The organism is Streptomyces sp. NPDC127119, from assembly GCF_042677425.1.
In the GTDB taxonomy this organism is placed as follows: Bacteria; Actinomycetota; Actinomycetes; order Streptomycetales; family Streptomycetaceae; genus Streptomyces.
On the sequence record NZ_JBHXTO010000111.1, the window covers coordinates 17,173 to 31,511 of the forward strand.

11 protein-coding genes are annotated in these 14,339 nt (G+C 72.6%); 4 read left to right on the forward strand and 7 right to left on the reverse strand.

Going from position 1 to position 14,339, the window contains the following annotated elements; genetic code table 11:
* Positions 1 to 18: 18 nt before the first annotated feature.
* On the forward strand, positions 19 to 1,866 hold the full coding sequence (locus tag ACFVH5_RS33080; RefSeq protein WP_385837393.1) for a SpoIIE family protein phosphatase: 1,848 nt from the start codon (positions 19 to 21) through the stop codon (positions 1,864 to 1,866).
* Here ACFVH5_RS33080 and ACFVH5_RS33085 read toward each other — a convergent pair.
* The 4 genes from ACFVH5_RS33085 to ACFVH5_RS33100 all read right to left on the reverse strand — a co-directional run bounded on the left by ACFVH5_RS33085 (position 1,852) and on the right by ACFVH5_RS33100 (position 6,587).
* Positions 1,852 to 3,942 carry a TerD family protein gene (locus ACFVH5_RS33085; RefSeq protein ID WP_385837402.1) on the reverse strand — a complete coding sequence of 697 codons (2,091 nt, stop codon included), beginning with the start codon at positions 3,940 to 3,942 and terminating at the stop codon, positions 1,852 to 1,854. The two genes, ACFVH5_RS33080 and ACFVH5_RS33085, sit on opposite strands and share 15 nt — an antisense overlap.
* A gap of 177 nt (positions 3,943 to 4,119) precedes the next feature.
* Positions 4,120 to 4,686, reverse strand: coding sequence for a hypothetical protein (locus tag ACFVH5_RS33090; protein WP_385837394.1), 567 nt, complete (start codon positions 4,684 to 4,686; stop codon positions 4,120 to 4,122).
* 72 nt (positions 4,687 to 4,758) lie between these two features.
* Positions 4,759 to 5,547: a TIGR03943 family putative permease subunit gene (locus ACFVH5_RS33095; RefSeq protein WP_385837403.1), complete on the reverse strand. Its 789-nt coding sequence runs from the start codon at positions 5,545 to 5,547 to the stop codon at positions 4,759 to 4,761.
* A 32-nt stretch (positions 5,548 to 5,579) separates the two neighbouring features.
* Positions 5,580 to 6,587: a permease gene (locus tag ACFVH5_RS33100; protein WP_385837395.1), complete on the reverse strand. Its 1,008-nt coding sequence runs from the start codon at positions 6,585 to 6,587 to the stop codon at positions 5,580 to 5,582.
* Between the two features lie 468 nt (positions 6,588 to 7,055).
* On the opposite strand from ACFVH5_RS33100, the gene ACFVH5_RS33105 reads away from it, so the two are divergent.
* Complete coding sequence (locus tag ACFVH5_RS33105; RefSeq protein ID WP_384803601.1) at positions 7,056 to 8,399, forward strand: helix-turn-helix domain-containing protein; 1,344 nt, start codon at positions 7,056 to 7,058, stop codon at positions 8,397 to 8,399.
* Positions 8,400 to 8,489: 90 nt separating this feature from the next.
* Complete coding sequence (locus tag ACFVH5_RS33110; RefSeq protein ID WP_385837396.1) at positions 8,490 to 8,822, forward strand: DUF6401 family natural product biosynthesis protein; 333 nt, start codon at positions 8,490 to 8,492, stop codon at positions 8,820 to 8,822.
* 316 nt (positions 8,823 to 9,138) lie between these two features.
* Here ACFVH5_RS33110 and ACFVH5_RS33115 read toward each other — a convergent pair whose 3' ends face one another.
* Positions 9,139 to 9,939 (reverse strand): hypothetical protein, encoded by an 801-nt coding sequence (locus tag ACFVH5_RS33115; protein WP_385837397.1) that lies wholly within the window; start codon positions 9,937 to 9,939, stop codon positions 9,139 to 9,141.
* 114 nt (positions 9,940 to 10,053) lie between these two features.
* Here ACFVH5_RS33115 and ACFVH5_RS33120 point away from each other — a divergent pair, with 114 nt between their 5' ends.
* On the forward strand, positions 10,054 to 11,352 hold the full coding sequence (locus ACFVH5_RS33120; protein WP_385837398.1) for an amidohydrolase: 1,299 nt from the start codon (positions 10,054 to 10,056) through the stop codon (positions 11,350 to 11,352).
* A gap of 210 nt (positions 11,353 to 11,562) precedes the next feature.
* Here ACFVH5_RS33120 and ACFVH5_RS33125 read toward each other — a convergent pair whose 3' ends face one another.
* Both ACFVH5_RS33125 and ACFVH5_RS33130 read right to left on the reverse strand, forming a co-directional pair.
* The gene (locus ACFVH5_RS33125; RefSeq protein WP_385837399.1) at positions 11,563 to 12,795 is read right to left on the reverse strand and encodes a hypothetical protein; all 1,233 of its coding nucleotides are present in this window, start codon (positions 12,793 to 12,795) and stop codon (positions 11,563 to 11,565) included.
* A 124-nt stretch (positions 12,796 to 12,919) separates the two neighbouring features.
* Positions 12,920 to 14,080, reverse strand: coding sequence for a PP2C family protein-serine/threonine phosphatase (locus ACFVH5_RS33130; protein WP_385837400.1), 1,161 nt, complete (start codon positions 14,078 to 14,080; stop codon positions 12,920 to 12,922).
* Positions 14,081 to 14,339 lie beyond the last annotated feature (259 nt).

Consider the following 14,339-nt stretch of genomic DNA (forward strand, 5'->3'; position numbering starts at 1 on the left):
CCGTGATGCTGTGGGCGGGTGCCCGGTGACCAGGTCCAGCCCGACCCGCGCATGCTGCTGACCCAGGCGGAACTGGCGGCGCTCGCGGACGCCGTGCACCGCTCCGAGAACGTGGCGGAGTCCGCGGAACGGCTGCTCGACGAGCTGACGCTGACCCGGCGGCTCCTCGACCACTGCCCGGCCGGTATCGCCGTACTCGACGGCGAGCTGCGCTACCTCTACCTCAACGACGCGCTCGCCCGGCTCAACGGCGTCCCGGCCGCCGAGCACCTCGGCCGCCGGCTCCACGACGTGCTGCCGGACCTGGAAGCCTCGGAGCAACTGCTCGCGACGGTGCTGCGTACGGGAGTTCCGCAGGTCATCACGGTCGGTGGACAGACCCCGGCCGACACGACGGGCGACAACCGGTGGTGGCTGGGCGCCTACCACCGGCTGTCCGGGCCGTCCGGCGAGATCCTCGGAGTGGCCGGGGTCGTCCTGGAGGTCACCGACGCGCTGCGCGGGCGCGAGGACCTCGTCCGGGCACGCAACCGCATGGCACTGCTCGACGAGGCGAACCGCAGCACCGGCGCGACCCTCGACCTCGGCCAGGCCTGCCAGGCGCTGGCCGACCTGCTGGTGCCACGCTTCGCGGACTACGCGGCGGTGGACGTGGTGGACCCGGAGGGCACGCCCCAGGTGCCCTCGGACCGGTATCCGCTGCGGCTGCGCAGGATCGCGCTCGCCACCACGCCGGAGCTGGAGGAGGTGTCCTCGCCGCTCGGCCTCCTCGGCGAGTTCGTCGTGTACCGGGCCGGTTCCCCCATGGCCCACGTACTGGCCGACCGGCGTCCGCTCGTCCTCACCGACCCGGCCGACGAGGCGATGCGCCAGTTCTCCCTCTCGTACGAACGCAAGGAGCACTTCCGCCGGATGGGCGCGCACTCCGGGATCTATCTGCCCCTCGCGGTCAACGAGGAACTGGTGGGCGCGGTGATCGTGTTCCGGGCCGGTGACTCCGCCCCCCTCACCGACGCCGACGCGGAACTGCTCGGCGACCTCACCGACCGGGCCGCCACGGGCATCGCGCACGCGGTCCGCTACACCCGCGAGCACGAGACGGCACTGGAGATGCAGCGGGCCTTCCTGAACACGCCGACCGTCACGGGCCCCGGTGTGGAGACCCTGGGCCGCTATCTGCCGGCGGGCGCGGGAGCGGAGGTGGGCGGCGACTGGTTCGACACGCTCGCACTGCCCCACGGCCGCACCCTGCTGGTGGTGGGGGACGTCATGGGGCACGGCATCCGCGCGGCGGCCGCCATGAGCGAGTACCGCTCGGTGCTGCGCACCCTGGCCGTCCAGAGCAGCACCCCGGACTTCATCCTGCTCCAGGCCGAACGCACCGCGCTCACCCTGGAACTGGACCGGGTGGCGACCTGCCTGCTGGCCCTCCTGGACCCCCGCAGGGAGTGCGCCACCTTCTCCAACGCGGGCCACGTCCCCCCACTACTCGTGGCCCCCGACGGCACCCGCACGCTGCTCGGCCTCCCGGTCGCCCCACCCCTGGGAGTGGGCCTGGGCTCCTTCTCGGCCACCACGGTCCCCGTCGCCCCCGGCTCGGTGCTCCTCCTGTGCACGGACGGCCTGATCGAACGCCGCGACCGCGACATCGAAACCGGCCTCACCACCCTGGCCAACCTCCCCATCGACCCGGCGGCCCCCCTCCCCACCCTCCTGGAAACGGTCACCACCCACCTGGGCCCGTCCACCTCGGAAGACGACGTAGCCATCCTCCTGGCCCGCACAGGCCCCCCACCCCCACACACGGACCACTTGCCGTGGCTGCCGCAGGGCTGGATGGGACGGGGGATTTCACCGCCGGGCTGAGGCCTGGCTCCGGTCGAGCCGCATGACCACGTGGTCGTGGAACCGGTCCACGGCCTCGTCGACACTGCGGATGAACCCGGACTCGGCGTTGCCCCGGCTGCTCCCCATGCTCCGGAAGAGCGACAGCCGGAAGCCGGCGATCTCGGCGTTGTTCCTGGGCAGAAGGTCACCGGGTTCCGGACGCAGCCGCTCCAGAGTTCCGCGGGGCCCGCCCGTCTGCCCTACCAGCAGGGTCTCGACGTGCAGGTCGGCCGGGGCGTCGGAGAGCTGGCGGACGAGCCGCTTGGCCCAGGTGAGCGGGTACCCCTGGTCCGGGGCGGCGATCTCGATGGACGTACGGAGCTTGCCGGTCCGCAGATCCGCGGAGAGCGCGAGGATGCCCGGTGTGCCCTCGATACGGAGCTCGGAGTCCAGTCTGCCCGCCAGACAGAGCTGGTCGGCGAGGGCCTCACGACGGACACGGGGGTCGGTCCCGCGCTTGGCCCGTTGCACGGGGAGCACTTTCTGTCCCAGCTCGCCGCCCAGACGCAGGCACACCTGCCGTACGAGGCGCTCCCAGTTCTCGGCCACCTCGACGGCCCGCTTGTCGCCCTGGCACAGGGTTTCGTCGTCGATGCCGTTGCGCACGGGCACCCAGGCCGGACCCATGTTCTGGAATCCGTGGCACCCGGAGTTGTCGTGCTGGAGGTAGTGCAGAAGTTCCTGGAGCAGCCAGGCGTGCGCCGCGTTGCCGACGCCTTCGTGGCGGATCAGCATCTGGGCCTGGTGGGCGACGTCGGCCCACGACAGGTGCCGCAGCGCGACCTTGTGCTTGCGCCGGCCGTCCGTCTTCACGTCGACCAGCGGGCTGCCGTCCAGCTCCACGTCGTTGGACAGGGTGATCACGGCCTCGTAGCCCCGGCGGGCGGCTATGTCCGCGTAGGCCTGCACCTGGTCGGGTTTCAGGGAGTTGCCATTGGTCTTGGTCTCGACCAGCGCGGTCCACAGCTTCCCCGCGCGCTCCACCCTGATCACACCGTCCGGCCGGCGCGGGGAGTCGCCGTTCGGCAGCGAGACCTCCGTGAAGGTCTCCATGCGTCCGGCGGGCGCCCCGAACTCCGCGGTGAGACGCCGGCCGAACTCCGGCACCTGCGCCATCACGGACAGCAGCACGGACGTCGCGCGGGTCTCCCTGTCGCGGTCGCTCTTGAGTGCGGAGACCGGGAAGAGCCGGGCCGCCCGCCAGGAGTCGTTCTCGGCGAGGGACTTCTTGGCCACCTTGGGCAGGGTGACCTTCTTCTTGGCCGTACGGGGCCGGGGCACCGCCTTGACCACGGGCTCGACCGGTTCTTTCACCACCGGCTCCGCCACGGCCTGCTCAGGGACGGGAAGCGGCGCGGGAACGGGGGTGGGGACGGAGGCGGGAGTGGGGACGGACGCCTCAACCGCCTCCGTTTCCGTTCCCGTCTCCGCCAGGGGTACGGCCTCCACGGCCGCGGGCTCCGCCGCGACGTCCGGCTCGGCCTCCGCCGCCGCCTCGGCTTCCTCGACCTCACCCGCGTCGTCGTCGATGTCGACGCCGTAGTCCTGGGCCAGACCGGCGAGTCCGGACTCGTATCCCTGCCCGAGGGCACGGAACTTCCAGTCCCCGGCCCGTCGGTAGAGCTCACCGAAGAGCAGTGCGCCGACCGGCCCGGCATCCTCGATCGAGAACCGCAGCAGCCCCTCGCCGGAACCGTCGGCCAGCGTCACCCGTACGTCGTCCAGGTCCCCGAACCTGGCTCCGTTGTAGCGGCTCGCCGCCACGATGATCTGCTCGACGTCCGCCGGGATCGCGGTCAGATCGAAGGTGATGCGGTCCTCGTTGCCGTCCGCCGTGGGCGTCTTGCCCAACAACTGCACGCAACCGTCCGCAGCCACAGGGTTGTTGTAGAAGTAGAAGTCCGTGTCACTACGGACCTTGCCGTCCGGTGCCAGGAGGAGGACGGACACATCCGCGTCGCCTTCGCCCGTAGGGCTGCTCCAGCCCAGACTCACCATGACGGAGCCCACGTCTTCGCTCAACGCCGTCAGTTCGACATTGGCGCCCTTGACCATCTCGTGCACGAGGCCCCCCAGATGCACCGCCGGCCAGACCTTGCCTGGCGGCTCATTCGTCGCGATGTGTGACGCGCCCCACACCCTGCGCATCAGGAGGGAACTGTAACGCCGGAATCAGGGACATCGACCCCGAATGGACGACTTGCCCGGTCACTTCACGCGTCGGGCCTCGGCTCACGCCTCCACGATGATCGTGCCTATGGTCGATTCCGGGCCGGGGCCCTGTGGGCGGTCGACCTTCCACCAGCCCAGGACGTCCTCGTACTCCGGCTGGGGGAGCGCGCGGCCCTCGGCCGTCATCAGGCGGCCCTGGTACGCCTGGGCGTAGCGGGCCCGGACCGAGTACGCGCCGGGTTCGTCGGGGACGACGAGTTCGCAGGTCACGTCCACCCACTCCGCCGGGCCCGGGTTGTCCTCGGCCAGTGCCTCGACGCTCGTACCGGCGTTGACCACCTTCAGGCCGCCCCCGCTGCGCTGCTTGCCGTTCCACACCGACGCCTGGGCCCGGTCCTCGCCCGCCAGTCCGACGATCACCTGGTTGACTGCGTTCCCGCACATCCCGCAGTCGTGCAGCACCGCGAACTCGACCCGGTACGAACCGCCTCCCCGCACTCTCACCTCGGCACCCCCGCCGTCGATCCGCACCTCACGGATCCTGAACCGCGACGGCTCCACCATCTCGGGGCCGGGCGCGGAGGCCGGGGTGCCGTGGACATCGCTGTGACTCGTCTTGTCAGTCATGTGCCGATCAGTCATGTGACGAGTCAACAGGCCGCCACTGACAACGACCCGGCGAATCGACGACTCGACGACTCACCGCTTCTCGTACGGGTCCGAAGGCGCCGTCGTCCTCTTCACCGACACGGCGTCCAGTACCGGGCGGGCCGCGTCCGTGCCGGGCTTCCCCGTGGGGTGCCAGGTTCCGGTGACCGTCACCCAGGTGTCGGCCGCCGGGGCGTCCTCGCCGCGGATCTCGACCTTCAGCGCCTGCGCGTCGGCGGCGCAGCAGGTGACGCGCAGCCGGGCCACGGACCAGGCGCCGTCGTCGTCGCGGGTCACGAAGCCGGTCAGCCGGACCGTGCGCCCCTTCAGGGACGCGCCCGTGTCCCACTCCGCCCGCGAGGCGAACACGCCCAGGGTCAGATCGAGAGGGTCCCCGGCCGGGAGCTCGGGGAAGGTGCCGGCGCCCTGCGCCGCGACCCTCGCCTCCTCGCGTTCCGCGCTGTACGAGCCGAGCGCGGGCGGCGGGAAGAGGAGGAGGGCCAGGGCGGGGGCGGTGAGGAGCCAGGCGATACGGGGGTTACGGGCGTGGTCGTGGGCGTGGGCGTCCGAACGGTCGGGGTCGGCGGCTTCGTCCTCACCTTCACCCCCGTCCTCGTTCCTCGCGTCTCCCTCGTCCTCCTCTCCCTCTTCCTCTTCCTCGTCGTGGGTTCGGGCGAGCAGGCCCAGGAGGCCGAGTGCGATCAGTGCCGCGCCGGAGGCTATGAGGTACGGGCGCAGGCCCTCCTTCACATAGCGCAGGTACAGCTCGCTGAAGAGGGCGATCCGCAGCAGTGCCGACCCGCACAGGATCAGCAGCACGCCCTGCGGACGCAGGCGCAGACGCGGACGCAGGCCCGGGTGTTCGCGGAGGCTCACAGCAGCCACCCGCCCACCAGCACGCTGCTCACCACGGCCACCACCCACGTCACGGACGAGAACCGGACCGCGAACGCCCGCCCGAAGGTTCCCGCCTGGAGGGCGACGAGTTTCAGGTCGACCATGGGCCCGACGACCATGAAGGCCAGCCGGGCCGTGGGCGAGAACCCGGTCAGCGAGGCCGCCACGAAGGCGTCCGCCTCGGAGCACACGCACAGCACGACGGCGAGGACCGCGAGCAGCAGCACCGACAGCCAGGGCGAGCCGGTGAACACGTCGAGCAGGGACCGCGGCACCAGGATGTTGAACGTCGCCGCGGCCGCCGCCCCCAGGACGAGGAAGCCCCCGGCATGCAGGAAGTCGTGCTGGAGCCCGTCCCGGAAACCCCGCCACCCGCCCGTCCCGGAGGCTCCGCCGTCACGCCGTACCGACGGCAGCCACTCCTCCTTGCCGAACCGCACCCACAACCACCCCATCGCGACCGCGGTGGCGAGGGACGCGACGAGCCGGGCGCCGACCATGGCCGGATCTCCCGGGAAGGCGATGGACGTGGCGACGAGGACGACCGGGTTGATGGCGGGCGCGGACAGCAGGAAGGCGAGCGCGGCGGCCGGCGCGACCCCGCGCCGCATCAGACTGTCCGCGACGGGCACGGACGCGCACTCGCACCCCGGGAGCACCACCCCGGCCGCCCCGGCGACGGGCACGGCGAGCGCCGGATTCCTCGGCAGTACGCGTCGGAAGACCCGCTCGGGAACGAACGCGCCGATCGCCGCCGACACGACCGTGCCCAGCAGCAGGAAGGGGATGCCCTGCACGGCGACTGCGGTGAACACGGTCCACCAGGCGGCCATGGCGGGGGTGGCGAGATCGAGTACGACCATCGGCCCGAGCACCGACCCGACGGTGACGACGGCGAGCAACGCCACCCCACCGACCACCGCGTGCACGAGCGCCCGGGCGACCACGCGCGCCGCGTCGGCTGCATTCCGTCCGTTTTCCATACGAAGAGGCAGGCTAGCGGCAGGTCCTGTGCACGCCCCGCGCGGGAGCTGGGCGAGCCCTGTCAGCGCCGGGGCGCCGTTCCGGCTGCGGGCCGGTGGGGGCCGGCCGCGCGGTTCCCCGCGCCCCTGACGGGGCCCGGACTTCTAGTGGGGCACTGCGTTGGCCGCACTGACGAGCGCGGCGAACGCAACCACAGCCGCGCCGAACGCCGCGATGAACCGAGCCGGAAGGTAGCGCGTGGCAATGCGTCGGAACACGGCGACAACCTCGCAACGTCAACGTAGGCCAGCGTATTAAATGTGCTTCATCGTGCGCTTAACGCGCCGCTTAACCTAGGGCGTGTTCGCCTCCGGGGCAAGGGCCGCATTGAGCCGATCGACAGCCTCCCCGCAAGAGTTAACTTGCCCGTTTCAACCGGAAGTTGGATAGCGGACAGGAGTAAGTCGGCTTACTGGCATGCTTACGCCATGGCCGAGCGCGACGACCCGGGAATCATCGGGCGCAGAGTGCAGCAACTGCGTACGGAACGCGGGCTGACACAGAAACAACTGGCGGAACCCGCCTACACCCCCGCGTACGTCTCCACGCTGGAGGCAGGACGCGTACGGCCCTCCGAGGAGGCCTTGCGGCACATCGCCGAACGGCTCGGGGTCGCCTACGAGGAACTGGCCACCGGGCGGCCCGCCCACCTCGCCACCGACCTGCGGCTGAGGCTCACCGACGCCCAGCGCACGCTGGCGACCGGCGAGGCGGAGATCGCCGCCGAGCAGTACACCGAACTGCTCGCGGAGGCCGAGGCCCACGGCCTGAACGCCGAGTGCGCCGCCGCCCTGCTCGGCCTCGGCGAGTGCGCCATGGACACCGGCGACCTGGCGACGGCCCGCCTGCGTTTCGAGGAGTCGGAGAAACGGCTCGCGGACGAACCGCTGCCCGTCCGCGTCCCCGCCCTGCGCGGCCGTGCGGTCTCGCACTACCTCGCGGGCGAACTCCGGTACGCCTGCTACCTGCTCGAATCCGCCATCGACGAGCTGAACAAGGGCGGACTGCACGACCCGGACGCCCTGCTGCTGCTCTACGCGGCCGTGATCGCGCCCTACATGGACATGGGGGCGCACGCGCGGGCGGCGCAGGCGGCGGAGTTCGCGCTCGCGCTGGCCCCGCAGGTCGGCGACCCCGCGCTGCTGGCGCGTATGCACCGGTCCGTCGCCCGCACGATGATCGCCGAGGGGCGGATGGCCGAGGCCGACGCGTCCCTGGGCAAGGCGGCAGAGCTGTACCGGCAGCTCCAGATCCGTACCGAACTGGCCAACTGCCACTGGATGCGCGGGTATCTGTACGCGCAGAACGGTGACCTGGAGCGCGCCGAGAACGAGTTGCGCGAGGCGCAGGCCATGCACTCCGCGCAGCGCGCCGCGCTCTACACCAGCCAGGTCGCGGTGGAACTGGCGGACGTCCTCCACCGGCGCGGCAAGTCGGAGGAGGCGGCGACGCTGCTCCACGGCGTACTGGGCGACCTCAGCAGCGAGCGCGGGGCCGTCCACTCCGCGGGCGCGCACCGGCTGCTCGGCATCATCGCGGAGGACAGCCGGGACACCGAGACGGCCGAGGAGCACTACGTGCGTGCGCTCAGCCTGCTGGAGCGGGCGGGCGCGGCGGGGGATCTGGCCGACCTGTGCCGTCTGCTCGGGGACCTGCTGCGGCGTACGGGGCGGATCGACGCGGCGCTGGACGCGTACCGGACGGGACTCGGACACCGCACCGCGCCCGGGACGACGACCCTGGGGCCGGCGCCGGCGCATCCGCCGCTCTGACGGGTCCCACGAGTCCCGCCTGCCCCGATGTGACGGAAACCATCCGAAATCCCCCTCCTGGCAGCACTCCGTCCGCTTTACGGTGGACGAATGTCATCCGCCGCCCCCCTGACTCCCCTCGTCGAGATCGCCCGCACGTACGCGCCGCGCTTCGCGGAGTTCGCGTTCGAGCCGGCGTTCACGGCGGCGGTGGATCAGCATGTGGCGGAGTTGCGCGACCGGCTGGCTTCGACGGGCCCCGGCCTGGTCCCGCTGCCGCCGGACCGCGAGACCCTCACGGACTACGCCCTCGGCTTCCTCGACGGGCTCGCGGAGACGGACTGGCGGGAGCCGGTGGGCCACGACTACGCGGTGTGCCGCCTGACGGCGATCAGCTGGCTGATCGACCTGCATGGGCTGATCCCACCCCAGCGCGACCACTAGCCGTGGGGGCCTGAATCGTACGGGTCCGCATGCGGCTGCGGGCCGGTGGGGGCCGTTCGCGCCGTTCCCCGCGCCCCTGGGGGGTGGGGGGGTTCGCCCGGACGTCGAGTGCGGGCCACACGTGGCTGAGCGCGCAGTTCCCCGCGCCCCTAGGGGGGTGGGGGGTTCGCCTGGACGTCGAGTGCGGGTCGTGCGTGGCTGAGCGCGCCGTTCCCCGCGCCCCTGGAAGGTGGGGCTGCGCCCCTGCCTTTCGTCTTTTGGGGGCGCGGGGAACTGCGCGGCCAGCCCCCGCCGGGCCGCAGGTGGGTTTCGGCCGTCACATGTCCATCGTCGAGCCGGTGCCGGACTCCGGGCCTGCGGCCCGATCCGTCCGCTCGCGGGCCGGCTGCCCGCGCAGAGCGTCGTCGCGCCCGGACTGATACGCCGACATGCTCCCCCTCGCGTTCAGCGACTCCCGCTCCGCCGTGGACAGCCACCGCTCCCACCGCTGCCGCATCGGCATGATCATGCCGCCGCCCACGCCGACGATCAGGACACCCGCCACGGCCGCGAGGGCCGCGTACAGGACCGGCTGGGTGACCGCCGTCGCGATGCCCGCCTGGCCGAGCGCCGCGATCACGCCCAGCGCGAGGATGGCGGCCCACATCATGGTCGCCACCGTCCTCCCGTAGGAAACGGACGACAGCGCGCTGCCGACGATCGTGCGGACGCCGTTCGCGATGGCCATCGCGATCACCACGAGGACCACGGCGACGATGCCGCGCGGCAGCCACGCCACGATCCCGTTGATCATCTCGCTGACGGGGTTCGCGCCGAAGACACCGAGCGCGAGCTGCAGCGTGATCAGCATCAGCGCGTAGTACACGATCTTGCAGACGATCCCGGTCATGTCGTACGTGGACTCGCTGAGCAGCCGTTCCGTGCCGGCCCGCTCCGACAGGCGTTCGGAGCCCACCTTGCGCAGGACCCGGTCCAGTACGCGGGCGATCATCTTCGAGATGACCCAGCCGATCACCAGGATGACGAGGAACCCGATGAGTTTGGGGACGAATGTCGCGATCTTCGACCAGGCGTCGTCGAGCCCCTGGGTGAAGTTGATGGCGAGCGTGCCTGCCATGCCGCACTTCCTTCGGTGGGTGTCGTCCCCCTCCCTCGTGGATAGCAGCGACACCCCGCCGCAACCGCGCTGAACACCGCCATACGAGTGACACGCGCCGCATACGCTGACGAGGTGACCTCTCCCGCCGAAACCCCCGCCGTCGGGCCCTCCGCCGCCGCGCGCACCGCCCTGGACCTCACCGCCGACCTGCCGCTGCCCGCGCTGGAGGACCTCTACCGGGACCTCCACCGGCACCCCGAGCTGTCGGCACGCGAACACCGCACCGCCGGGGTCCTCGCCGGACGTCTGCGCGAGGCCGGGTACGAGACGGCCGAGGGCGTCGGCGGGACCGGCGGCCCCGGTGTCGTCGGGGTGCTGCGCAACGGCGACGGGCCGACCGTCCTGCTGCGCGGCGACATGGACGCGCTGCCGGTCTCCGAGGAGACCGGGCTGCCGTACGCCTCCGAGAACCCCGGTGTCATGCACGCCTGCGGCCACGACCTGCACGTCACCTGGCTGACCGGCGCGGCCGGGGCGCTCGCGGCCGGGCGGGACACCTGGTCCGGCACGCTCCTGGTGGTCGGACAGCCCGCCGAGGAGACCGGTACGGGCGCCGCGGCGATGGTGGCGGACGGCCTGTACGAGCGTTTCCCGCGCCCGGACGTCCTGCTGGCCCAGCACGCGGCCCCCGGCCCGGCCGGGCTGTACGCGCACACGCCGGGCCTGATCATGTCGGCGTCCACGGACGTCGACATCGTCGTGCACGGGGTGGGCGGCCATGGTTCACGGCCGGAGGCGACCGTGGACCCGGTGGTGACGGCCGCGTACATCGTGACGCGGCTGCAGAGTGTCGTCTCACGCGAGATCGCGGCCCGCGAGTCGGCCGTGCTGACCGTGGGCCGCATCGAGGCGGGCACCCGGCACAACATCATCCCCGCCGAGGCCCGCATCTCCCTCAACCTCCGTACGCAGTCCGCCGAGGTACGGGAGCGGATGCTCGCCTCGATCCGGCGTATCGCGGCGGGTGAGTGCGCGGCGGCGGGCTGCCCGCGCGAACCGACCGTGACGGTGAGCGGGAGTTTCCCGGTGACCGTGAACGACGCCGACACCGACCGCCGGGTCGCGGCCGTGCACGGCGAGGTCTTCGGCGCGGGCACGGTCCTCGACTTCGGCCCGGTCATGGGCAGCGAGGACTTCCCGTTCCTCGCCGAGGCCGGGGCAGGCGGCAGGCTCCCGTACGCGTACTGGTTCGTGACGAGCACACCGGCGGAGGTCTGGAACGCGGCAGCCGCCGAGGCCGGGGACGATCTCCTGGCACAGCTGGCCGCCGTCCCCAGCAACCACAGCCCGCACTTCGCCCCCGACCTGACGACGGTCGGCCCCGGCGTACGGACGCTGGTGTCGGGCGCGCTGGAGATGTTCGCCGGCTAGGGCCTGTCTGACAATTCCCGTCGTCGCCCGGAGGGCGGGCCGGGCGGCGTCCGGTGCGTGCTCTCGCCGTGCCGGGCGCAGGGCCTCGTACTGGACGTACTTGGCTCTGTGCCCGGTGCGGCGAGTGGGGGTCCCCCCGGCCGGAGGCTGGGGGAGCGTGCATGGCGTCGCCCGGCAGGCGGGAATTGTCAGACAGGCCCTAGGGCCTGTCTACGGACTCACCTGCGTACCGAGGCGGCTGAGGTTGCGGCGGATGTCGTCCAGCGCGCCCTGCCTGCGCCCGGGGACCCGTCCGCGCAGGTCCGCCAGCGCGGGTCCCAGTTCACGGGCCCGCGCCGAGTCGCCGATCCGGCCCCACTGGTGGTGCGCCCGGTCGACGGCCGCCTCGACGGCGGCGGCGTCGGCGGGCTGCCCCGCGGTCAGCCGCGCGTCGGCCACCGCCAGCCAGATCCGGCAGCTCAGTTCGGCGTCGCCCGCGAACATGGCCAGGTCCGCGCGCACCTCCATCCAGTGCACGACCTCGTCGGCGCCGGGCCCGTACGTCCGCAGCGCGGTCCGCTCCCACTGTTCGGCCAGTACGGCGGCCTCGGCGTGCCGGCCGCTCTGCACGGCGGCGGTGATCTCGGCGTGCGGGTCCACCGGGGCGGGCACGGGAGGCGGCACCGCCACGGGCGGGGTCGCGGGCATGGGCACGACGGCGAGGTAGGGCGCGGGCACCGGCACTGGCAGGGGCGCGGTCGCCGGTGCCGCCGCGTACCCGTGGGCCGTCGCCGGGCCCGGCATCGGGACCCCCGCCCGGTACCTGGGTTCGACCGCGAGTACGAGGTCCCGGTGCGCGGAGTCCGGGTCCTCGCCGTACGAGCGGGTCAGCGCCTGCTGGTGGAGCTGCGCGAGCGGCGGCCGGTGACCGCTGCGGAGGATCGTGGCCAGGGACTTCATGTACGTGGGTACCGCCAGCGCGCGGCGCGGGGGAGGCGGGGCCACACGGCCGTACAGCGCGACACCGGGGCCCCCGGTGAGGGGCTGGCCCGCCAGGTGCTGCCAGGTCTCCGCGTCGGTGTGCAGGTCGACGAGGAGGGTCGTACTGCCCGGGGCGCGCAGCCGGAGTTCCTCACGGATCCAGTGCCACGGGAAGCCGGTGTAGCGGACCGTCGCGGGCGTCGTCCGGGCGAGCGCCAGGTGCGGACGCCGCTGCCTGCGGTCCAGTTGGAGCTGACCGGTGAGGAAGACCGTGAGCGGTCCCGGGGCCGTCGCGGCGGCCCGCAGCCGGGTCAGGACGGCCTGCGGCTGCAGGGGATCGGCGAGTTCGACGACGTTCGCGGTGTCGGTGCCGGAGAGCACGGAAGGGGCCACCGCGGCGAGTACGGGGAGCACGGACGCGGCGTCGACGAGGCATCCCTTGCCCGCCGGCGACGCGGCGATCAGCAGTACGGTTCCGGGCATCGCCGTCTCCCTCCCCTTCACTTCCCCTTCGATCACTACGGCAGCACGGTAACCGGTGCGGGTGCAAAGGGGGTTGCGGTCGGGGCGATAGGGGGTGGGTGGTGGCGGTTTGTTCGGCCCCGGCTCACCCACCGACCGGGCGGACCGCGAAGATCGTCGTGTCGTCCACCAGATGGCCCGTGCTGTGGCGGAGGGTGCCTTCGCGGACCAGTTCCACCAGATGGCGGGGGTGGGTGATGCCGGGGTCGACGGAGACGGCCAGAGCGACCCGTTCGTGGAGCGGGAAGAAGGCGCCCTCGGCGTCCCGGGCCTCCGTCACACCGTCCGTGACGAGCAGCAGGGTCTCGCCGGGGGCGAAGGGCACCCGGCGGACCGGCGGGACGCCCGAAGCCGGTCCCGCCAGCCCGCCGAAACCGAGCGGCAGGCCGTCGCCGGGCGGCAGGAGGCGTACCCCGGACGGTCCGGCCACCAGCGGGGGCTCGTGCCCGAAGTTGACGACCTCGATGTGGCCGCCGGGAGCACCGGGCGGCGGGAACCCCACGAGGACCGCCGTCGCGAAACGTTCCACACCCCGGGTCGGCTCCTCGCCCAGATCGGCCACGTACTGCCGCTGGCGGCGCATCCGCGTCTCCAGCCGTTCGGCCACGACGGCCAGGGACTCCTCGTGGTACGCGGACTCACGGAACGTACCGAGCAGCGCGGCGGCGGCGTCGACCGCCGGCAGGCCCTTGCCCTGTACGTCGCCGAGGAGGACGCGCGTGCCGTGCGGGCCGGGCTGGATGTCGAAGAAGTCGCCGCCGACACGGGCCTCGATGTCGGCGGCGAGGTAGACGGCCGCGTGGTCCAGGCCGGCCCAGGGGGTGGGCATCGGACGCAGCACCGTACGGCGGGTCGTGTCGGCGACGTCCCGCATGTGCAGCATCCGCCGCTCTTCGCGCACACGCACGGCACACGCCATGGTGGCCAGGGCGCCGCCCACGGCGACGAGGATGAAGTCGGGCAGACCGGTCTGGTCCTGGTGCGGCCAGGCGGCGTCCACCTCGATGTACGTGATGAGGGCGAGCGCGGCGAGGACGGCCGTGCCTCTGACTCCGCAGATCGCCGCGGCGATGCCGGGGACCAGGACGATCCAGGAGATGATCCGGAACTCGCCCGACGTGTTGCTGTCGATCACGGCGATCGCGGTGAGGAGGAGCAGTGGGGGCGCCCAGGCGACGCTGCGTCCGCGCACGCGGAGCAGTTGCTGCCGCTGGGCCCGCGTCGTCTGCTCCGCGCCGCCACTCACCCGCCCAGCGAAGCACGCACCCCGACGCACCGCACGCCGGGCCTACGGCTCCCCCGACCCGGCTGTGATGTCACCTGCGGGCCGGTGGGGCCGTTCGCGCAGTTCCCCGCGCCCCCCAAGGGGCAAAAACCGCGCGCGTACCCACCTGCGGGCCGGTGGGGGCTGAGCGCGCCGTTCCCCGCGCCCCTCGAAAGCGGGGCTGCGCCCCGGCTTTTGCCCCCCGGGCGCAGCCCCGGGCGCGTATACACAACAGACCCGG

Excerpts from the sequence above, each read along its gene's own strand:
- ACFVH5_RS33085 (WP_385837402.1), bottom strand. The coding sequence starts at position 3,942 with ATGGTCAAGGGCGCCAATGTCGAACTGACGGCGTTGAGCGAAGACGTG.
- ACFVH5_RS33110 (WP_385837396.1), top strand. The coding sequence starts at position 8,490 with ATGTCATCCGCCGCCCCCCTGACTCCCCTCGTCGAGATCGCCCGCACG.
- ACFVH5_RS33115 (WP_385837397.1), bottom strand. The coding sequence starts at position 9,939 with ATGGCAGGCACGCTCGCCATCAACTTCACCCAGGGGCTCGACGACGCC.
- ACFVH5_RS33090 (WP_385837394.1), bottom strand. The coding sequence starts at position 4,686 with ATGACTGACAAGACGAGTCACAGCGATGTCCACGGCACCCCGGCCTCC.
- ACFVH5_RS33125 (WP_385837399.1), bottom strand. The coding sequence starts at position 12,795 with ATGCCCGGAACCGTACTGCTGATCGCCGCGTCGCCGGCGGGCAAGGGA.
- ACFVH5_RS33100 (WP_385837395.1), bottom strand. The coding sequence starts at position 6,587 with ATGGAAAACGGACGGAATGCAGCCGACGCGGCGCGCGTGGTCGCCCGG.
- ACFVH5_RS33105 (WP_384803601.1), top strand. The coding sequence starts at position 7,056 with ATGGCCGAGCGCGACGACCCGGGAATCATCGGGCGCAGAGTGCAGCAA.